This is a genomic window from Dictyobacter alpinus, from assembly GCF_003967575.1.
In the GTDB taxonomy this organism is placed as follows: domain Bacteria; phylum Chloroflexota; class Ktedonobacteria; order Ktedonobacterales; family Ktedonobacteraceae; genus Dictyobacter; species Dictyobacter alpinus.
The window spans coordinates 4,231,776-4,253,551 of record NZ_BIFT01000001.1 but is presented as its reverse complement, the minus strand read 5'-3'; the positions used below and the strand labels follow the sequence as shown (position 1 = coordinate 4,253,551).

The window sequence follows — 21,776 nt, the reverse complement described above, 5'->3', positions numbered from 1 at the left end:
TGACATATATATACAGCCACTACTTGTCTGGCAGACAAACAATCCATCAATGGGATCAGTGTAACTATAGAGGTATATTCATGCACGAACAATTGGAAGAGATTTTAGGGGTACAATTTCAGGACCCTAAACTCCTGAGGTTAGCCCTGACACATCGCTCATATATCTATGAAACTCCTGGCGTAGGACAAAGCTCAAACGAACGGCTGGAGTTTCTGGGCGATTCAATTCTCGCATTGATCAGTGCGGACTTCCTCTATCGCACCTTCCCTGATCTCAGTGAGGGTGAGTTGACCGATGTTCGCGCGGTCCTGGTGAGGACCGAGACCCTGGCAAAATTTGCGAATGAGATCAATCTGGGCAAGTTTCTGCTGATGGGCAAGGGCGAACAACACAGTGGGGGTGGGCAGCGTGTGCAAGCATCAGCCTTTGAAGCCGTTCTGGGAGCCATTTACCTGGATCAGGGACTGGATGTAGCACGAAACTTTTTGTTGCCACGCCTGGATCCACTGGCCCATACGATTATTACGAAACGCCTTTTTAAAGATAATAAATCATTATTCCAGGAAATGGCACAGGCACATGAAGGTATTACCCCTTCCTATCGCCTGGTCAGCCAGGAAGGGCCATCACACAATCGTGAGTTTACCGTTGAAGTTATGCTAGGTGATCGCGTTGCCGGTCAGGGCCAGGGTCGCAACAAACAAACGGCAGAGCAAGAAGCCGCACGCAACGCTCTTGTGAGCCGGGGTTGGATGTAAACCACTTAGTACAAGTACCAGTAGAGGCGCTAACAGGGGATCAGGTAGAGGTAGTGTATGCGATTGGAACAAACGCCAAGAACTGAACAGGCCGTCAGAATCAGTGCTCGACTGGTGACATCGAGCACGATATTACATCTTTCAGCAGATGAACTTGAACGGACTATTAATCAAGAACAAACAGAGAATCCTGCGCTTGAGGTGACAGAGCAGCACCTTTGCCTCTTCTGCTCAACACCACTCTATGGACCAACCTGCACAGTCTGTGGCCCCATCGCCCCGAATACGCCACAACTGTCATTTACTCCTGAAACTCCACGTAATGCGATCAGTTCTGAATGCCAGTGGGAACAACAATCTCTCTGTTACGATAGCGATAACTATGGTTTCAATGAGGTCGATGCCGATGATGCCTATGATGCCATAGCCCATATTCCAACTGAAGAGACCCTGGCAGAACATCTTCTGACCCAGTTAGAGACACTGGTACCACCAGAAGATGCTTCAATTGCGGAACAGCTGGTGGGCAATCTCAATGAGCGCGGCTATCTAGAGATCAGTCTCCCTGAGATCGCGGAACATCTGGAGGTACCACTTGAGCGCGTCATCTATGTGCTCAGTCAGCTGCAAACGCTGGAACCGTTAGGAATTGGGGCACGTAACCCACGCGAGTGTTTACTTCTACAGTTAACGGCACTCAGCGAACAGAGCCAGCCACATCCACTGGCCTATGCCATTATTGATCGTTATCTGGACCTGCTGGCTCGCAACCACTTTGCCGAGATCGCACGGCAATTGAAAGTTCCAGAACACGAAGTACGCGAGGCTAGCAAGTATATCCGCAGCAAGCTCCACCCTTCTCCCAGCCATCTTTATCGTTCAGAACTCAATGAGAGTCCGCTTGGGAGCAGCACCTCGTATATTCATCCAGATGTGATTATCCGTCCAGGCGAGAGCGGCTTTGAGGTAGAGTTGATGGAAGAGAAACGCTACAACTTCCGCATCGAGACTCAGTATAACGGCTCACCAGATCAAGGGTATTGTGAGAGCAATAATGATGTCCAGAAATACATGTATCAGCATCGTGACCGGGCAAAGTTCTTTGTCGAGTGTATTCATCGCCGCTGGCGCACCTTGAAACGTGTCGCGGAGATTGTGGTGGGACAGCAAAAGGATTTTCTGGAGAAGGGTATTCGCTATCTATATCCCCTCACCCGAGCTGAAGTTGCCTCGATGCTCCATCTCGACGAGGGAACAGTCAGTCGTGCCACCGCTAACAAATATGCGCTCCTCCCCAATGGTCGCTTGATCCCAATTGCTGATTTCTTTGATAGTTCGCTGCGCGTCAAAGATGTGTTGCGTGAACTCTTACAGACGGAGAGTCCTGATCATCGTTTTAGTGATGAAGAATTGGCCCGCATGCTAGCTGAGCGGGATATTCCGTTAGCGCGACGCACGATCACCAAATACCGTGAAGAGATGGGTATCGGGTCATCGCGCGAACGCGGCTAACGGACAGACAAACTCAGGACTTGAGTAGAGCGATAGCCATGTCTGGCTCAACATAGATGGTGTGCTCACGCTCATAGATCACCATGCCTGGTCCCCCACCCTTCATATGCCGCACATGGCGTTGCAGCGTATAGTCGACGGGGGCGCTGGTGGTACCACGTGACTCACTATAATATGCCGCCAGACTGGCGGCCTGATCGATGGTGCTGCGTGGAATTTCACGTCCAGCCGCCTTGATAATGACGTGGGCGCCGGCAACTCCACGTGCATGCAACCACATATCATTCGAGGCCGCCTGATGGAAGGTTACCTCCTCATTCTGGCGACTATTTTTGCCGACCAGCAAGGTGAAACCTTCGCGACTCTGGATATGCAACGGCACGCCACCACCAGGACCCGCAGGTCGTCCTTTGGCCTGCTTGCCACCTTTATTGCCTTTGCCTTTCTTGGCAGCCTTGAGCGCCTTCTTATCTACCAGAGCTTTACCACGAATATAGCCGGCCGCCTGCACCTCAGCCTTCACATGCGTAATTTCACCCGCATTCTCGGCCAGCTTCAGGTCGGTCAGCAACTGATCCAGGACAGCTTGCTCAGTATCATTCTGCTCAATCTGTGCTGGCACCAACTCAAGGGCACGCCGCAACTTATGATATTTATTAAAGTAGCGATTGGCGTTTGTGACCGCATCAAAACGTGGATCCAGCGGCACCTTCACCTGTGTTTCCCCTTGCCCGTCCTGATCAAAGTAGTTCTCCAACATCACACTTGCAGGACCCTGACCTACCTCTTGTTGATGGGCCAGCAAGAGCTCACCGTACAGGCGATAATTCGCAGCCTCGGCTGAATTGTTCATCTCCTGCTGTAAGAGCTCATTTTTACGCTTGCAGCGCTCGCTATTGGTCTGAAGAATCTTACGCAGGGGCGCACGTAGCGAATCCAGGGCATCGCTCCACTCGGCCCGCGCAAAATAATCATCCAGCAACACATTAATCGATGGCGATTGGCGCAGGCGTATATCGGCCCGTCCAGCATATTGCTCCAAAGCATACGCTGCGAAGGCCAGTGGCACATAACTGGCCTCACCGGAGGTAGCGAACGATTTCTGCTGCTCCTCGGCTGTCAGGTGGCGTTCTAGTAGCTGTGGCTGCCACTGATGGCTGTCATAGGCGCCAGTCAGATCATTCACATTCCAGGCCAGCTCCTCCCAGACCGCTTGATTTGCCTCTTTCAGCGGCGTCTCAGCATTCTCGGTCGTACGGAAAACTACCTCACGTGCCAGTAGAGGACTACAACCCAACACATGGCGGGAAAGCAGTTGCCATAGCTTCGTTTGCTCTGGCGCCCGTTTACGCTTTTTATCGCGGGGAGCAACCTCATCGGGAGGAGTCTCATCAGCGGCACTGATCGACAATTGGGCCGCAGTCACCGTCGTCGGCTCTAAACGCGGCAACATTTGACCCGCCAGTTGACGCTGCTGTGGGGGCGGAGGCACATAGGGGAGTCCAGTCGCCACCACACGGTAGCGATTAACATCAGCCCCCACACGCTTCAAACTGCCCAGGATGCGGCCATCCTCATCACAAAAAATAATATTGCTGAGTCGGCCCATCATCTCAATAATTATGCGAAAACGGATACGTTCATCGCTATCAGGACTCTTACGATAGCCGGCCACAATCTCCAGCACACGCTCCCAGCGCGGCTGACTGATTGACTCGATGCGCGCTCCCTCCAGGTATTTGCGCAACAACATCACAAAAGCGGGAGGTTCACTGGCAATTCTTTGTGGCTTCAGAGCCGTGATATGCGCCCGCGCAAATTGCGGATGGGCGGAGAGATAGATCCAACGGTTCTTGCCACCCTCACCCTCAGAGCCTGGCGCATAACATTGCAACGCCACCGCATGTTCCGTCGGCTGAATAATCGTATCGATACGGGCACCCGCCAACAGTTTACGCCATTCATCGGCCACAGCCGCCAGCGTCATAGCATCCACATACATAGTTATTCCCAATCTACTATCCTGACTTGACATACAAGGGAAGCAAGCCCTCCATGCGGATGCACGAAATATCCTCATCTTTTCAAATTTTTTTGCGATCAGTGCGCCTCAAAGGCGCGACGAAGCGAAAAAAGACAAGCTGAGCGACTTTCGAGATACCTGTCAGTGTTGTACAATAGTAGTGCAAGCACGCACCAACTCAAGTTTTTTTGAGTTCTCAATGGCTTTTATTTACCATGGTGCTCGCAAACATACCATAAAGTATAACAAAGAGATGTTTGTTCGTATACTAACCCTCTCTCTAATTAAGTAACCGCAGGAAGAATAGCATGCAACTTGAGACGTCATCGCCGTTGTCACCATCTGGTCAAACTACAATCACCAGGCCAGGACTCCTTTTTGTGCTTTCAGCACCCTCTGGAACGGGAAAGGATACTGTCATCAACGCCTTAAAACAAAGGGGCGCTGATTTTTATGTTGTCGCCTCGGTGACCACGCGCCCACCTCGTCCCGGAGAAAGCGAAGGGAATCCATACCATTTTGTCAGTCAGGTCCGATTTCAAGAGATGATTGAAAAAGACGAGCTCATCGAGCACGCCCAGGTCCATGGAAACTGGTATGGACAACCACGAAAACCGATCGCCGACAATTTGCAGCAAGGACGCGATGTCCTGCTCAAAATCGACGTTCAAGGGGCGGCCACAGTCAGAGAGAAGGTCCCAGGGGCGATCTACATCTTCCTCGTTCCCGGTTCTGTTGAAGAACTTGTAGAGCGTCTAAATCACCGTCAGACAGAGACGGAAGAACAACTTAACCGTCGAATCGCTGATGCCCAATACGAGTTGGCACAGCAAGAACACTATGAGTACATTATTGTGAACCGACAAGGTCAACTTGAAGAAGCCGTCAATAAGCTGCAAGCAATCATGCATGCAGAACATTGTCGTTCCAAGCCACGCTATGTACAAATACAAAATTAATATAAAGGGATTAGAAGAATGTCACCAGAAGAGGCACGTTTTGAACCGTCACGCACAATAGAGCGCAATCTTGGCATGGAACTTATCCGTGTAACTGAGGCCGCAGCCTTGAGCGCAGGCCGTTGGATGGGTAAGGGCAACAAGGAAATGGTCGACCAGGCAGCCGTGGACGCGATGCGTCACGCAGTCGATGGTGTCGATATGCATGGAGTCGTCGTCATCGGTGAGGGTGAAAAAGACGAAGCCCCAATGCTTTATATCGGCGAAGAGATCGGCAATGGCAACAAGCCTGATGTAGACGTGGCGGTTGATCCCGTGGATGGTACACGCCTGTTGGCTTTAGGTTTGCCTGGTGCCCTGGCCGTCGTCGCGACCGCTGAACGTGGCACCATGTACTCGGCACCTCCCGGGGTCTACTACATGGAAAAGATCGCAGTTGGTCCTGCGATGAAACATGTCATTGACATTAACGCCCCCGTGACCGTCAACCTGGATCGAATTGCACGCACACGTCAATCCCATATCGATGACCTGACTGTGGCAATCCTCGATCGCCCACGTCACCAGGACATGATACGTCAGATTCGTGAGGCTGGTGCTCGTATCCGTTTGATTACCGATGGTGATGTCGCGGCCGCGATTCAGGCTGCGATGGAAGATTACCGTGGTATCGATGTGATGATGGGTGTTGGTGGCGCGCCAGAGGCAGTTTTGGCCGCAGCCGCACTGAAATGTCTGGGAGGCGAGATCCAGGCGAAAATCTGGCCACGCACAGACGAGGAGCGCGAGCGCTTCAAAGCAGACGGCATCGATCTCAACCGCGTCTATCGTACAGACGATCTGGTCAGTGGTCACGATGTCAGCTTTGCTGCCACTGGCATTACCAGCGGTGAACTGCTGGATGGAGTCCAGTACTTTGGCTGGGGCGCCCGCACATCGTCGATTATGATGCGTGCCCATTCTGGCACGGTGCGCTACATCCAGGCCCGCCACAAATGGCGCAAAGGCGTCGCTCAGGACTAAAAACGCCCACGGCAGGCCGGACAGCGTAAGGGGATACAACACGTGTCTTCTTACGCTGTCCGGCCTGCCGGCTCATTATGAAATCGCTTGGAGATGCTCAATAACTGCATCGGCCACTTGCGATGTCCCTACGGCCGTGGGATCATCTGGTCGCGGCTTTAAATCATAGGTTACAGACTTGCCTTCGGCCAGTACTTGTATCAGCGCCGTTTCCAGCCTTTGGGCGGCGACTCTTTCTTCCAGGTGGCGTAACATCATCACCCCCGAAAACATCATGGCCATAGGATTCACTTTGTTTTGACCGGCATATTTAGGCGCGCTGCCATGCACTGGCTCAAAAACCGCGTAATTATTGCCAATATTCGCTCCCGGCGCCACACCCAATCCACCAATCAAGCCAGCCGACAGGTCAGAGATAATATCACCATAAAGGTTGGGCAGGACTAACACATCGTAGAGCTCAGGCTTCTGCACCAGTTGCATACACATATTATCTACAATGCGATCTTCATACTGAATATCGGGATATTCTTTGGCAACTTCATTGGCCGTCGATAAAAACAAGCCATCGGAGAGGCGCATGATATTGGCTTTGTGGACAGCTGTTACTTTGCGCCGTTTATTGGCACGCGCATATTCGAAAGCGAACTTGACAATGCGCCGTGTAGCGAGGACTGAGATATATTTGATGCTCATGGCAGAGTTCAGATCGATCTGGTGTCCAGTAGTACGCCCAATCAGCTCAATCAGTTCCTCATATTCAGGGGTGCCGCGTTGAAACTCAATGCCGGCATAAAGATCTTCCGTGTTCTCACGCACAATTACCAGATCAATATTTTCATAGCGAGAACGCAAGCCACGATAGGTTTTCGCGGGCCGCAAATTAGCATAGAGGTCAAGTTTCTTACGCAATGTTACATTGGCACTGCGCTGCCCCTTGCCAATTGGCGTTGTAATCGGTCCCTTCAAGCCCACTTTGGTACGTTGAATGGACTCGATCACATCATCTGGCAAAACGGTCCCTTGCTTTGCCAGCGTTCCCGCTCCCGCCTGTCGCACATCCCAATGAAACTGTACTCCAGTCGCTTCAAGGACGCGGCAAGTCGCCTCTGCAATTTCTGGCCCGGTTCCATCGCCGGGAATCAGCGTCACTGCATGCGGCATGTAATCCTCCATAATAAGCAGAACTCCCCGTGTTTCGGGAATTTGGAGAGAGTAATTATTTCCCGATTATATCACACTTTTTCCCAGTAGTTCTGCTTTTTTGATTACTTTGTAGCCTTTGTGCGCTTTGTCGCGGCTGCTGTTTTCGTGGCACTCGGAGCACGGCGTACAGTTGCCCTGGTGGTGGTTTTAGTCGTTCGCTTGCTGGCTGTAGCACGCTTGACTGGCTTCTTCACCGTGGTGGACACTTCACCATCCGCGCTCGCAGTGGCCTTTTTACGCGTCGTGGTGGTACGCTTCGCAGTTGTGGTGGAACTGGTGGCGCCAGTGCTGCGTTTACGAGTTGTCGTCGCGCGGGCAGGAGCCTTCTCGCCATCTTGCAATGGCTTGTCCTCAGCACTACGCTGGACCGCAATCACCTCATTATAACAGACAGGTTCCTGGCCGCCTTTTGGCACAACCATCAAACCACCACAGTTTGGACAGAGTTCCGGTACCGGCCGTTCCCAGATCGCGAAGTTACAGGTTGGGTAGTTACCACATCCGTAGAAGATACGCTTCTTCACCCGCGTCTTACGCTCAACCAGATCTCCCCCACACTGTGGACAGAGAGCACCGGTCTTATTGACCACTGAACGCCGATAACGGCACTCAGGAAAACCAGAACAGGAGATAAAGCGGCCAAAACGACCCGTGCGAATAACCAGGTGACGACCACAATCGGGACATAGTTCGTCGGTCTCCTCTAACGGCTTCTGCACCCGGTTCATCTCAGCTTCAGCCTTTTCCATAGAGGACTTAAAGTCTCCATAGAACGTGCTCAAGAATTCAATCCAGGAGCGTTTCCCGTCCTCAACATCATCCAGCTTGCGCTCCATATCGGCTGTGAAGCCGGTATCCACAATATCAGGAAAATGTTTGTTCATGACCTCATTGATTGTCTCACCCAACCAGGTCGGCACAAAACGCCGTTGCTCCTGATCCACATACCCACGATCCTGAATCGTACTGATAATCGGAACATAGGTACTTGGGCGACCAATGCCACGCTCTTCCAGTTCTTTAATCAGGCTAGCCTCAGAGTAACGTGGAGGTGGCTGCGTAAAGTGTTGCTCTGGCTTCAGGCCATGAAAATCCAACTGCTCATTGACCTGCATGGTCGGCAACAGTTTCTCATCCTCTTCACGTGACCAGACAGCATAGAAACCTGGAAACTTCAGATTTGAACCGGTCGCACGGAAAACATATTGACGAGCAACAATATCAGCACGGACAGTATCAAAGATCGCCGCCGTCATAAAGCTCGCCACAAAGCGACGCCAGATCAGATTATAGAGCTTAAACTGGTCCGCAGAGAGATGCGGCTTCACGATCTGCGGAGTTAACGAGACCTCCGTTGGTCGGACCGCTTCGTGGGCATCCTGGGTTGTCGCCTTGGATTTTCCAACACGTCCCTGACCCACATAAGGCTTACCAAATTCTTGCTCAATATGGGCTTTTACGCTCACCTGCGCCTCATCCGAGATACGCGTTGAGTCGGTACGCATATAGGTGATCAAACCCTGCTGACCACGCTCGCCCAATTCCATACCTTCATATAACTGCTGTGCCAGACTCATTGTCTTCTTCGGCTTAAAGTAAAGACGCAGAGACGCATCCTGCTGCAATGTACTGGTCGTATATGGCAGAGGTGGCTGCCGCCGCTGCTCACGTTCCTCATACTTCAGTACACTATAGCTCGCCCCCTGCAAATCCTTAAGGATCGCATCCGCCTCAGCCTGCGAGGAAATCTTAATGCGCCCCTTACCGCCCTTTGCCGGCTTACTACCATTAGCCCCCGGAGCCTCCACCGCCGCCGGCTCCTCCCCATCCGTAGCAGAATCATCACCATTCATGGAATCCACATCATTAAGACGTGAAATCAGCGTCGCCTCAAAGCGTTCTTTGTGTTTCTGCTTGCTGAGTGTGGCTGCAATACTCCAATATTCTTCAGCCACAAACGCACGGATCTCCGCCTCGCGATCACAAATTACGCGTAAGGCCACCGATTGAACACGCCCCGCACTCGTCCCGGACTGAATACGTCGCCAAAGCAAAGGACTGATTTTGTAACCCACCAGGCGATCGAGTACCCGACGTGCCTGCTGAGCATTGAAGAGGTCCTCATTAATTTGACGAGGCTTACGAATAGCCTCCTGGACCGCACGCTTCGTGATTTCATTAAAGACAGCGCGATGCGGATTCTTAAGTTCCAGGATATTTTTGAGTGACCAGGCAATAAATTCGCCTTCGCGATCAGGGTCTGGGGCCAGGTACACTTCATCGGCACGCTTAGACGCTGCTTTAAGCTCGTCGATCAGCTTATCTTTTTTCTCGATAATCTCGTATTTAGGAGTAAAGTCTTTCCGTGTATTAACGCCAAGACCTTTTTTAGGCAAGTCAATAATGTGGCCCATAGATGCACGGACCTCATAATCGCGACCAAGAAATTTTTCAATAGTCTTTGCTTTGGCCGGTGACTCGACAATTACTAACTTTTTTGCCATTCAGTTTTACCTGACCTTCGTTATTGAACAAAACCTTGTTATAGTTATGAGTCTTCGTCTTAAAGGATAGAATAGCATATCGTGACAAGTGGGTATTCTATCCTGGATTATAGCTATTCAAAATTTACGGCTGTACTTTCCTTTCACCCCTGCTACCTATCTACCCTCTAACTAACGCTTTAAATATATCTTTTTGAATGCCGCTTGCGGATGCTTAAGGAGAAATGCCAGGTAAGCAGCAAAAATTTCTTTTGAAGCATACCATACGTGGCAAGAGTACATTCATATAAGCATTATCACGATTACCACATTCTGGCAAGTGTTTCGCAACTGTGGTGTAGTATTTTATCTAACACAATGTGCAACATCTTCATTCCCAAAGCTCTTGTATCCGAGATAATAAAGCAAACTATCCAGAAAAGAAAGGGCATACACCCAGGCGAAAGCAGGAGTGTCCAGGATGTCGTATCCCAGCAATTATGCCTGCTTATTGATAAAATATGTCTATCTTTGCCATAGACTTGACCCCATCAGGCTTGCATGCTATGCTGCATTCATCTACTATAAAGGATAGAAGCAGAAGCGCCGATGCGGAGGAACAGCATGCGAAACGAACAACCATCTCAGCCACTCTCGCCTGAAAATAATCAGTCACCTCCAGAGAGTTCACTGGAGCCCGCACCGCCGCCTGCTGCGGAAGAAGAGGCTACAAAAAAACCACGTCCAAAACAACCACCGGCAATGCGCGCGGGTTTAGCAGTTGTGGCGGGTCGCACAGCTGGTGCGATTAGCCGCCGCTTGCATCTTGGTGGAGGTACCAGCATTGTTGGCGTTGTGGCTCAACGTGTCTACCCCGATATTATTGAGCACCTGGCGACCGAGCTTGAACATGGTAGCATCATGGTGACAGGCACGAATGGCAAGACCACAACCAGTAGCTTTATCGCGGCCATCTTGCGCGACGACGGACTACGCGTCTGGCGCAATCGTGAGGGCTCAAATCTGGTTGGCGGCGTAGCCAGTTCACTAGTAATTCGCGCGCAACCCAATGGACACCTCCGACGCGCAGGTCAGGCCATCTCCATCCTGGAAGTCGATGAGGCCGCCCTCCCACAGGTGGTACACTCCATTCCGCCTCGCGTCGTCGTCTTTACCAATCTTTTCCGCGATCAACTCGACCGTTATGGAGAAGTGGATAGCGTGGTCACTAAATGGAAAGAGGCCATTGCACAGCTGCCAGACACCACCATCCTGGTCCTGAATGCCGATGATCCAGCTATCGCCCAACTGGGTGATTCTTTCGCCGGTCGTATCCTTTATTATGGAATTGAAGACCTCTCACTCAACGACGAAACAACAGGTCCGGAAACGGAGCGTCATCAAGTTATCGATACACGCGCCTGTAGCAATTGTGGTAGCGAATACGAATATACCATGCACTTCTACAGCCATATGGGTCACTACCGCTGCGCCAATTGTGGCAAGCAACGACCAACACCAGATGTGCGCGTAACCCATGTACAGACAGATACCTTTGATCGCATCCGTATCCAGCTTGTATCTGACGAGGAGCAACGCGAAGTTATCGTTCCATTACCAGGACTATATAATATCTACAATGCCCTGGCAGCCGCCACCGTCTCAATGGCACTCGGAATTGATTGGGAACCGATCATCAGTGGTATCGAACAATCCAAGCCAGTCTTTGGACGTGGCGAACGCATCCAGGCGGACGGCAAAACTATGCGTCTGCTGCTGGCAAAGAATCCGACCGGCTTTAATGAAGTACTGCGTACCCTATTTGCCGATGGGCTTCCACGCCATCTGCTCTTTGTCCTTAATGACAACATCGCCGATGGACAAGATATTTCCTGGATCTGGGATGTGGATTTTGAGCGTGCCCTGGGTCAGACGGAAACACTGGTCGTCAGTGGAACACGCGCCCTGGACCTGGCCTTGCGGCTAAAATATGCCGGTATCGATGAAAATAACATGAGCATTATACCAGCAGTTCGTTTAAGAGCTGATAAAAATATATCAACCGCCCAACAAAAACGTCTCAAGAAGAAGAGAGGCAGAGAAGTACAGCCAGATGAGAGTACAGAACGCGTGTACGGCCTCAAAAATGCGTTAGATAGTGCTCTGCAGCAAACACCTGCAGGCGAAACTCTCTTCGTGGTGCCGACGTATACAGGTTTACTGGAAGTACATCGAGAGTTAGAACAGCGCGGTTTTACCCCACATTATTGGGAAGGAAGAGATGCCTAAAATGATGTCGCAAAATATGGCCGTGCAGCCGCTCACACTTACCCTGGGCCACCTGTATCCAGATCAACTAAATTTATATGGTGATCGAGGAAATATATTAACCCTGCGCCGACGTTGTCAATTACGTGGCATTGAACTCAAAGTAGTAGGGTTAGGCGTTGGGGATGCCCTGGCACCTGACGAATACGATATGTTGTTTATTGGTGGTGGACAAGATAAAGAGCAGGCACCCGTCGCACAGGATCTCTATGAGATGAAGGGGATTGGCCTGTGGGCCGCGATCGAAGATGATATGCCTGTGCTCGCCGTTTGTGGTGGCTATCAATTATTAGCCCATTATTATCGTCCTGCTGAAGGACCCGATATGCGCGGATTAGGAGTCTTCGACGCCTGGACCGAACATAAAGGACCAAAATCTCCGCGCTGTATTGGCAATATCGCCATCAGTTGGAATGGACAAACCCTTGTAGGTTTTGAAAATCATGGGGGTCGTACTTACTTAGGAACCGCCAAACCACTAGGAAAAGTTATCAAAGGCAACGGCAATAATGCTGAGGATCAGACCGAGGGAGCCGTCTACCGACATACGTACGGCACCTATCTACATGGTTCCTTGCTCCCAAAGAATCCACATTTCGCCGACTACTTAATCGAACTGGCACTTCAGCGAAAATTTGCAGATCAATCTTTTACTGATACTGGCATATTCAACGGAAATCACGCAGATAACGCTGCAGGAATCGGTTCAACTGTGTTAGAATTACAAAAAACAATTGTATCGCCATTACTTACACCATTGGAAGATTCGTTAGAATGGGAGGCACATGCCTCCATCCTTGAGCGTCTAGGATTGTATAGTGAGGCTGCAAACGTCCTGCGCACTCACAGAAGCTGATTCATTGGTTTAACTGATGGGGATTTTGCTATGAGTTTTGATCGGTCAATGGCCCGCTGTTCGTTTTGTGGTCGATACTCTTCAGATGTACGGCGCATGATTGCTGGTCCTGGTGCAGCCTACATCTGTGATGAGTGTTTGCAATTGTGCAATGATATCCTTCATGACCCTGCACCTTTTTCGCCGCAAGCTCTGGAACTGGCGTCGCGACCACCTGTGGTTGTCGCGGCACCTCAGCCACTCACCCCACAGGAGCGCAGCGCACATACGGGCGCGCAAAGTCCTGTGCGCACCATTACTATTGAGTTAGAACAAAAGCAACAAGGGATGACCTTGATCTTGCATCAACTCCAGTATTATCAAGAATTTTTCGAGCTACAATATCTGTGGATACGACCACCATTCAACGCTGGATTTGCTTTTGTTCCTCGCATCATCTTTTTCGTCAAAGATAATACCGGCGTCCAATGGACTGGAGATCGTGGCGGGATGATTCTGGCGCGACCAGATCTTGCCAGTGGACCTAATAATGCCGTCTATCAAGGGACCGCGCGTTTCCGACCATTGCCTTCACCCGAAACCCGTACCCTGACCATTCGTGCCGCCGACCCGCTCGGACAATTTGAAACACCGCCATCCCAACCATGGCAATTTGAAATAACCCTCTAGACAAAAGCGGAGTCCCCTATCTCTTCAAGAGACAGGGGACTCCGCTTTTTCTTTCTTTTCAGCGAATAGCGAGTCAAACCTGTTTATTCTTGTGCTGGAACCAGCAATCCATACCCACCATTTTCCAGCTTATACATTACGTTCACACTGTTGGTTTCTTCATTGAAAAATGGATAGAATGCGTTGCCGTTTTGCTCCATCACCTCAATCACCTCATTATCAGTCATTGGCCTGGTTGGTAGGCGACGAATTTCCATAACTCGAGACCAGATCTCCTCATTATGCTCATCACTTACCGAGGCTGACACGTCTTCCGCCTCCTCATATTCATCTGTAGATGAAAGTTCCCCCAGGCGAGACAAAGATAAGATTTTGATAGGAGTAGCATGTTGCCGTCGCGTAGTTAAACGATCCTTTTGTTTCCCAAGCTGAGCAATGATCTTATCAAGCACCAGATCGAGGGCTGCGCTTGCAGTTAAGGCGCTTACCTCGCTGCGAATAGCATGAGCATTTCCGGCCAGGGCCAACTGAACTGAATAGCGATCATTGGCGCTCCGGGTTTGTTCTTCTGATACAGTTACTTCTATACGCGCATCGTCATTAAGCCAGCGAGCAAGGCGCTGAGTTTTGCGCTCAATGCGTTGGCGCAACTGTGGTGTAACCTGCATCTGTCTGCTTTTAATAATCACTTGCATAGTTCGCTCTCTTTCCAATCCAACAACACAGCGTAACGAACAAAACAGATGACTCTTCGCTGAAAAAACGGGTACAGACACTATTATATCACCATTCCACAAACGTATGCCGGCGCACAGATAAGCACCCAGAGCGTTGCGCAGATCCCCCCTCGCAAGCCACAACGGCGGCCGCAGACAAAAAAACATCAATAGAATACCAGCGAAAAAGAAGAAGACCGCCTATTCTTCCTCATAAAAGGAGACGAAAATCCCTTTTTATCTCCATATGAAAAATGTGTTATATAAAAGTACATTTGCACGCATAAAAATAGACACAATATTAACATTGTTTAATATTTTGCTATAACATATTCAGAAAATGTTCATGCAATGATGGTATTATATGAACAGAGTTAAAGGTCACGGTTATAGTATAGCTTTGTGGAAGGGGTACGTGATTCATGGCAGTCATACCAAGTGATCAACATATTACATACCAGTTACAATTTCGTAAGTGTGGGAAACCATCATGTAGCACCTGTCGCACTGGACAGGGGCACGGTCCCTACTGGTATGCCTATTGGCGTCAGGGATCACGCCTGCGCTCAGGCTACATTGGCAAAGTTAGACCAGCAGGGTGTAAGCAAACCGCCGCCGAGAAGAAGCGGAAAGCGTCAACAGCAAAAACAAAGGAACATACCGCTACCACTGCCATCCCTGCCCTGCCATAACAGAAATCGAATCATCTGAATGGAAGAGGCACACGTGTGATAGAATAGTGCTACTATACAACATTCAGAGCAAGGATTTGGCACGTTAAAATGAAATGTCCTTTTTGTGGAGGAGCAGAGTCCCGGGTAAAGGATTCACGGGATATTGGAGACGCTATTCACCGGCGTAGAGAATGCGAGCAGTGCAAAGGTCGCTTTAGCACTTATGAGCGGGTCGAAAAGTTTCACTTGATGGTGATTAAACATGATCAGCGACGTGAGCCTTTCGACCGGCAAAAACTCTATGTTGGCATTCGTAAAGCCTGTGAGAAGCGTCCCCTCCCGGCCGGGGAAGTTGAAAAAGCGGTTGAAGAGATTGAACAGGAACTCTATCGCTTTGGCAAACAAGAGGTTCCCAGTGATGTAATTGGAGAACTCGTTATGGAACATTTACGTCATATGGACAAGATCGCTTATATCCGCTTTGCCAGCGTCTACCGTAGCTTCGGGGACGTAGAGACGATGTTCGAAGAGATTCAAAAATTGCTCAATCGCGAGAAACCCGATGCAACCTCCCTTGACCAGATGGCCCTGAGTACCGATGCCGATACGCATCAGTCAGAAGATCTTTAATTCGGTTACAGTGCCCACATAAAAAAAGTATTCCAACAAAGAGCACAAGATGGCTTCGCCCTGTGTGGAATACCTTCGTGTCTTCTTTCAGGCGCATCACGTTGAGGATGACACGACCCGCAACAAGCCTATTCGGGTTTGATATTTTCTGCTTTGCGCAGACGGCGACTCAAAACAGAAAGCAGCTTTAATGACACATCAGGATGGTTGCGCAAGAAGCTGCGGAACTCCCAGACAGGCACCAGCAAAGCCGTCACATCATCCACCGCAGTAGCAGTAGCCGAACGGGGTAAATCATCCAGCAAAGACATCTCACCCAGTACACTACCCGGTCCCTGAGTGCCTAGATCCTCATCCCCACGGTCCGCATCTTTATTCCTGGTAATACGCACGTTACCAGCAGTCACAATATAGAGGCCAACACCTGTATCACCCTGAGCAATTATAACTGAGCCAGCACTATATGAGCGTTCCTGGCAACTTTTGGCAAGGGCTTGAAGTTCCTTTTTATCGAGTGAGGAAAAAAGATCTACACGTGCAAGAGCATCTTCATACATAATGAGAATTGCCTTTCAAAAATACTAGCACATAGCGATTGTCAAAATACTGCTTTATTCGCAGAAGAGATTTCTTAAAAGAAAGCAGTGGCCAACGCAGAAGCATGTGCATATGGCTATCCTGTACTCTACCATTATACCACTCCCACCGGTTCCTGTCTGCATTTTTTAGGGTTTCAGCCAAAAAAGCGAGCAAGCGGCAATGCAAGTTATAGGTTGCACCATTCCAACGTGTCCACCTAAAATAGGAGTGTGCGTTTCTTTGACTTTACAAAGCCAGGGAATATACAATAGAACAGAACTTAAAGAACTCACCGTCTACACTCAGCAAAACATGAGTTAAGGAATATATAAGTTATGACGACATCAGAAAACGAAAAAAAAGAGAAGGATCGCCAGCTTGCGGAACAGAGGCTGCAGGCTGGCTTTACTGCCTATAATGATGGCAAGTTAGATCAGGCGACCGAGGCTTTCGGGGACGCTGAGATTCGTTTTCGTATGATTGGCGATTTTAAGCAGGCCGGCGATTGCCGGGCGATGGTCGCTGATATTCAAGATCAGAATAATGCCCTTGAAGCAGCGATTAACAGCTATCAACGTGCAATTCGACATTATGAACAGGCTGAACGTCAACTGCTCGTGGCTTCAACGTCGCTCTCAATGGGACATGTAGAGCGGCGCCTGGCTCATTTAGATCGGGCCCAGGATGCGTACCAAAAAGCGGAACAGATCTATCGTAAGCAGCAGAATGCCAAGGGTCTGGGTAATGTTGAGCTAGCGCTGGGACATATTGAATTACAGCGGGCCAACACTACTTATGCGGCGGAACACTATCAGGATGCAATCCGCTTCTTTAAAGAAGCGAATGAAACAACCAATGAGGCGGATGCCAGCCGTAGCCTGGCGGATATCCAGCGCATGAACCGCGACTTTAGCGCTGCCGAGAGCGCTTATAAGCGCGCCCTGGAAATCTACCAGCAAAATAGTGACAACTATGGGATCGTCGATGCTCAGGTTGGGCTGGGCCAGATCTATATCGGTGAGGAACTGCTGGATGAAGCCAGCAATATCCTGGCCGATGCACTTAATCGCGCCGGCTTGATCGAATATGAATTAGGTCAGGCCGACGCCAATCTGGGCCTGGGCGAGATCAACTTCCTGCAATCGCAGATCGATCAAGCCTTGATTGCCGCACAGTCAGCACTACAAATTTATAGCGATCAACATAACGCACTTGGTACCGCCAATGCCGGTCGTTTGCTAGGTGAAGTTAACCTGCGCCGCGGTCAGATCTCCTACGCGAACGCCATCATGGAGCGCTCATTACGCACATATCAGGCCGTCTCATATCGATTGGGACAGGCAGAAACGCTGGTTGGTCTGGGCGCAATCCAATATCAACGTGGTTTCCTGAGCCGGGCCAAACAAACGCTGGAAGATGCACTCAAACAAGCCAATACCCTGAATAATCCTGATGTTGAGGGTCGAGCCCTGCTGACACTAGGACTGGTGCATAAACAAAAAGGTGAACTGGTCCAGGCGAAAAAAATCTTCACCGATGCTCATGAACAAGGAGAGAGAACGGATCAAGCCATCGGTATCCCGGTCATAATTGCTGCGGAGATCGGACTGGCACGCTTGTCTATCTTAAACGGTAATCTAAGTGATGCTGAAACCCAACTCAAAACTGCCGAGGAGCACAGCAAACATAACGAGCTATCCAAACAATTACAGCCAGAAATCCTGGCCGTCCGTGGTCAATTGCGGCTGGCTGAAGGAGATTTTAGCGAAGCGGAACAGCTCTTTACCCAGGCCCACAAACAGGCTGAAAGCTTGCAGCAGGCCACTCTGGCAACCGAAACAGTGCTAGGAAATGCACAGGCACTGCTGGCCAAAGGTGAGCTAGAAACCGCGCTCAATACGTTCTATGAAGCAGGCCGACAATATCAGTTGCTCGAAAATACCGATGGTGATGGCTCGGCCGTGCTTGGAGTGGCCCAGGCACACATTGGGCAGCAACAGTGGGATGAGGCACTGGAAAATTGTGAGGCCGCCCTGGTTCGCTATCGCCAGACCGACGATCAAGTGAACGAGGCCGACGCTTACCTCACCCGTGGGCTGGCCAATCGTGCGAAAGATGAACAGGATCAGGCGCTCCAGGATTTTGAGCAGGCCTTACATCGCTATCATCAGCAACGTCGTCCGCTCGGGGTTGCTGATACGCGCTTCGCACGAGGCGCCATCTATCTACTACGTGGTGACTTTGAACGTGCTCGCGACGAACAAAGCAAAGCCATTGTCCAGGTTGAAAACGTTATGAATAGTATCAGTACACCACAACGCTGGTCACTGTTCTTACGCCAATATGCGGAACAATACGCCCAGACGGCCGTTACTGACTTGCGCCAGAACAATGATGCTCAGGCACGAGAGCTGCTCACAAATTTTGTGCGCATTGCCGGATCCCAGGAAGTCGTCCTACGGCTCCAGAACTATGAGGCTGACATTCCCATCGGCGGGGAAGAACTCACGACAGAAGAAATTCAGCGCAATAGCGATCTGGTCAAACGCCTGGCACAACTTCGTCGCAGTCTCTAAAGCAGAAATATTGCAATCAATGATATACTAGAAGGCGTGCTGCGTGCCTATTGAAGGTTAAAAGCAGCCGAAAACCATTCCTTCTCAAAATTAGCTCAAGTAGTAGCTATTACTACCTTGAAAAAAAACTATTACAATTAAGGGAAAGGCGATCAATGATCGCCTTTCTCCCCGAAAGTTGAAGGGACACTTCGTTATGGGTATACAATTCTTACGTGGAAATCCACAAGCCCCCAAAGGGCATGCTATTTTCATAGCAAGAAGTAGAAGCAACTCGCGAGTTGTTTATAGTACCTATTGTCTCGTACCACCCATACCCATGTCGATCGCGAAGTATCTACCTCCTCTCTTTGCAGCCCAGATTCCTTCAGAGGAGTTACAGGGAGCCGAGAGTATCGCAGGTATGCCCATTCCACCTATGCTTGAAGAAGGAATGAGCCTGGAACAATTAGAAATACTAGCCGACCGCCGCGATGACGATCTCTGTGATATAGGGACAACCTCAAGTGAGGAAGTCGAGCGTATGCAGATGGCCGCAACCAGCAGCCAGGAATATGCTCAACTCTATGCCGACACCATTTCACAGGCCAGCCAAATCTCCAAGCAACCTGCCAAAACGACACTGCCAGAAGCAACTCCCATCGAGGATCTAGATGCTGAAGGGCTCCTGCTCCAAAGCATGTCCGAACGGCAAAAATTGGCCGAAGTTGGCAAACTTGTTGGTATGGCTCGCTATGCGGTTGAGGGGCAAGATAAAGCAGCACTCCAGGATACACAACAACGCATTGAACGCCTGGCTCGTCTGCTACCCGATAAATATCGTGGCTCCGAAATTGCGAAAGCTGCCATCGCACCTGACGAGCGTGGCGCGAAATTAGCGGAGCTTTATCTGAGTCGAGCTTATAAATTGATCGACGAAGAATATGCAGAAATTCCCCGTATAGAAAATGCTATTCGCGAACTTAAAGAAGAGTAGTATCTCTATGCACGTTCTTATAAATACGTGCTTACTACTTATCCGAAAACCTGACTGCTCAGCAGTAACTGCGAGAGCAGCGTTGGGTTTCGGAATAAGATTTTACATATGTAGGAGTCATATATGGCTGCAGTAGAACTGAGAGTGGATCTCTCAACGCTGATTGATGCAGTAGTCAGCGGAGATAATACACGCATTGTTTCCAGCGCACGTGCGCTATTAGAGCAAGATCGCAATGCCGATGTCTTGATCGGTCGGATCGGTGTGCTCGCCAGCAAAGGCGATCCCGAAGGCCATGTCACCATTACCCTGGCGGCAGCGGCAATGCTGGCACGCGCCTTACGTGTCCGACCAGCACCATTGGATACCGAACTGCCACCACAGATCCGTACCCTGCCACTATTTGTACGCGCCCTGATCACGGCGGCACCCGCGGTTCGCAATGGCCAGAACGCTAGGTATGAGAAGCCTAAAGCCTTCTTCCCAAGCGAGTTACTTGATACGAATGAGAGCGTCAACGACGTCATGAATCGCGCCATTACAGAGAACGACGTGAGTCTGACGGAACGTATTTTGCTTGGACTCTACGGTACCGGCGCTGACTATCGCACCTTACAGGTACGAACCTATGAGGCCATTGCCACCAACTTTGGTAATGGCGGACATCCACTGATCTATACACAGCGCGGCTTCCAACTTCTGGATGCGGTTGAGTGGGGTAACGAGACACCAACAATGTTGCATTGGCTGGCTCCACACCTGACATTGCAACCACAGAAACCCGAAGCAGACTGGGCACCGGTTGTGCGTAACTATATCGCTGAACCCAAACATAGCATTGCCAGCCTGCGTACACGTCTCTCAGCACCCAAAAATGCCAGTGCCCTGCCCTTACAGCAGATCATTCTCAGCGATGCGGACACCACACGCGTCTGTGAAAATGTCTACGATGTCCTGATCAAAGGTGAAGCTTCTCCCCGCGCAGTAGCCGCAGTAATTTCACTGGCGGCCGCCACCATTCTTCAGCAAATCGGCGACGAGGATCGGGATCTGTTTATTCGTGCCTCACATGGCTTACTGTACGCTTCGGCAGCCCACAATGTCTTCCGCCAGGTACAGGATGAAGAGGTCTACAATCTGCTCTTTACGGCGGCATCGTATGTGAATAGTCTGTATAAAGAACTGGCTTCACAGACCAATCCAAGCACCCTGCCACAGACAGAGGCTCACGCTGGCACAGGCGGCGGGTTGATCGCAGTCAGTCAATTGGAGACCCTGGAGAGCCAGTTGCAGGACAAAGATCTCCGTGGTGCATTCTCTACGGCCCAACGCTATTTGAGACTGGGACATGATCCACGCGCACTCTTTGGTACCATCAGTCTGGTAGCCGCCATGAATGATACCACGATCGATCAGGGCCATTCATTGCAAATCGTCCAGGCAGCTAGTGATGAGTTTATCAGCTGGCCAAAAGATCTGGCCAGTACACATATCGAAGGCTACCTGCACATCGCTCTGCGAGCTGCCGCACTGGGTAAGCGCGATGGACTCATTTCACAGTTGTAATGGCTGGTAACGCGAAAAGACCATAAACACGCATTGTTTATCATAAGCAGTGGCCTCCTGGCTGGACATTCATATACACCATGTATCTCAAGCATCATGGTGACAAGGAAAAACCAGTCTGGTACCACTGCTTTACTTATGGTACTGACAATTCTCACAGCTAAAACATACAATCCAAACGGCAATCGTGCACACACGATTGCATGACCACTCCCCACCATCAATCAGACATGGCAGAG

17 protein-coding genes are annotated in these 21,776 nt (G+C 50.2%); 12 read left to right on the top strand and 5 right to left on the bottom strand.

All coding sequences use genetic code 11. From position 1 onward, the window contains the following. The first annotated feature begins 80 nt into the window (after positions 1-80). Positions 81-761: a ribonuclease III gene (rnc, locus tag EL633_RS16760; RefSeq protein WP_126628285.1), complete on the top strand. Its 681-nt coding sequence runs from the start codon at positions 81-83 to the stop codon at positions 759-761. Between the two features lie 57 nt (positions 762-818). Beyond that, entirely contained in the window at positions 819-2,273 is a 1,455-nt protein-coding gene (gene rpoN / locus EL633_RS16755; RefSeq protein ID WP_126628284.1) for an RNA polymerase factor sigma-54, read from the top strand. A gap of 13 nt (positions 2,274-2,286) precedes the next feature. On the opposite strand, the gene EL633_RS16750 is transcribed toward rpoN, so the two are convergent. Beyond that, positions 2,287-4,308, bottom strand: coding sequence for an Rqc2 family fibronectin-binding protein (locus tag EL633_RS16750; protein WP_161982195.1), 2,022 nt, complete (start codon positions 4,306-4,308; stop codon positions 2,287-2,289). 296 nt (positions 4,309-4,604) lie between these two features. Here EL633_RS16750 and gmk point away from each other — a divergent pair, with 296 nt between their 5' ends. Both gmk and glpX read left to right on the top strand, forming a co-directional pair. Beyond that, a complete protein-coding gene (gmk, locus tag EL633_RS16745) occupies positions 4,605-5,255 on the top strand; it encodes a guanylate kinase (protein ID WP_126628282.1) in 651 nt (216 codons plus the stop codon). Between the two features lie 18 nt (positions 5,256-5,273). After that, positions 5,274-6,278: a class II fructose-bisphosphatase gene (glpX, locus tag EL633_RS16740; protein WP_126628281.1), complete on the top strand. Its 1,005-nt coding sequence runs from the start codon at positions 5,274-5,276 to the stop codon at positions 6,276-6,278. A 75-nt stretch (positions 6,279-6,353) separates the two neighbouring features. Here the strand turns inward: glpX and EL633_RS16735 are convergent, their stop codons facing one another. Beyond that, complete coding sequence (locus EL633_RS16735) at positions 6,354-7,442, bottom strand: isocitrate/isopropylmalate dehydrogenase family protein (RefSeq protein WP_126628280.1); 1,089 nt, start codon at positions 7,440-7,442, stop codon at positions 6,354-6,356. 104 nt (positions 7,443-7,546) lie between these two features. After that, the gene (gene topA, locus EL633_RS16730; protein WP_126628279.1) at positions 7,547-9,988 is read right to left on the bottom strand and encodes a type I DNA topoisomerase; all 2,442 of its coding nucleotides are present in this window, start codon (positions 9,986-9,988) and stop codon (positions 7,547-7,549) included. Positions 9,989-10,591: 603 nt separating this feature from the next. On the opposite strand from topA, the gene EL633_RS16725 reads away from it, so the two are divergent. Genes EL633_RS16725 through EL633_RS16715 form a run of 3 tightly spaced genes read left to right on the top strand, consistent with a single transcriptional unit; the run spans position 10,592 to position 13,820 of the window. Continuing rightward, positions 10,592-12,256 carry a Mur ligase family protein gene (locus EL633_RS16725; RefSeq protein ID WP_161982194.1) on the top strand — a complete coding sequence of 555 codons (1,665 nt, stop codon included), beginning with the start codon at positions 10,592-10,594 and terminating at the stop codon, positions 12,254-12,256. A gap of 1 nt (position 12,257) precedes the next feature. Then, positions 12,258-13,151: a type 1 glutamine amidotransferase gene (locus EL633_RS16720; RefSeq protein WP_161982193.1), complete on the top strand. Its 894-nt coding sequence runs from the start codon at positions 12,258-12,260 to the stop codon at positions 13,149-13,151. 30 nt (positions 13,152-13,181) lie between these two features. Beyond that, a complete protein-coding gene (locus EL633_RS16715; protein ID WP_126628276.1) occupies positions 13,182-13,820 on the top strand; it encodes a ClpX C4-type zinc finger protein in 639 nt (212 codons plus the stop codon). An 83-nt stretch (positions 13,821-13,903) separates the two neighbouring features. Here EL633_RS16715 and hpf read toward each other — a convergent pair whose 3' ends face one another. Next, positions 13,904-14,515: a ribosome hibernation-promoting factor, HPF/YfiA family gene (gene hpf / locus EL633_RS16710; RefSeq protein WP_161982192.1), complete on the bottom strand. Its 612-nt coding sequence runs from the start codon at positions 14,513-14,515 to the stop codon at positions 13,904-13,906. Positions 14,516-14,958: 443 nt separating this feature from the next. Between hpf and EL633_RS16705 the strand changes: the two genes are divergently transcribed. Together EL633_RS16705 and nrdR are read left to right on the top strand one after the other, a co-directional pair. Beyond that, positions 14,959-15,228 (top strand): DUF6788 family protein, encoded by a 270-nt coding sequence (locus EL633_RS16705; protein WP_126628274.1) that lies wholly within the window; start codon positions 14,959-14,961, stop codon positions 15,226-15,228. 90 nt (positions 15,229-15,318) lie between these two features. Beyond that, a complete protein-coding gene (nrdR, locus tag EL633_RS16700) occupies positions 15,319-15,840 on the top strand; it encodes a transcriptional regulator NrdR (RefSeq protein ID WP_126628273.1) in 522 nt (173 codons plus the stop codon). Between the two features lie 128 nt (positions 15,841-15,968). On the opposite strand, the gene EL633_RS16695 is transcribed toward nrdR, so the two are convergent. Further along, entirely contained in the window at positions 15,969-16,397 is a 429-nt protein-coding gene (locus EL633_RS16695) for a cyclic nucleotide-binding domain-containing protein (protein WP_126628272.1), read from the bottom strand. A 357-nt stretch (positions 16,398-16,754) separates the two neighbouring features. Here EL633_RS16695 and EL633_RS16690 point away from each other — a divergent pair, with 357 nt between their 5' ends. From EL633_RS16690 to EL633_RS16680, 3 genes are all read left to right on the top strand, one after another. Next, positions 16,755-18,995, top strand: coding sequence for a tetratricopeptide repeat protein (locus EL633_RS16690; protein ID WP_126628271.1), 2,241 nt, complete (start codon positions 16,755-16,757; stop codon positions 18,993-18,995). 196 nt (positions 18,996-19,191) lie between these two features. Beyond that, on the top strand, positions 19,192-19,971 hold the full coding sequence (locus EL633_RS16685) for a hypothetical protein (protein WP_126628270.1): 780 nt from the start codon (positions 19,192-19,194) through the stop codon (positions 19,969-19,971). A 123-nt stretch (positions 19,972-20,094) separates the two neighbouring features. Beyond that, positions 20,095-21,537, top strand: a complete 1,443-nt coding sequence (locus tag EL633_RS16680; RefSeq protein ID WP_126628269.1) for a hypothetical protein — start codon at positions 20,095-20,097, stop codon at positions 21,535-21,537. Positions 21,538-21,776: the final 239 nt, after the last annotated feature.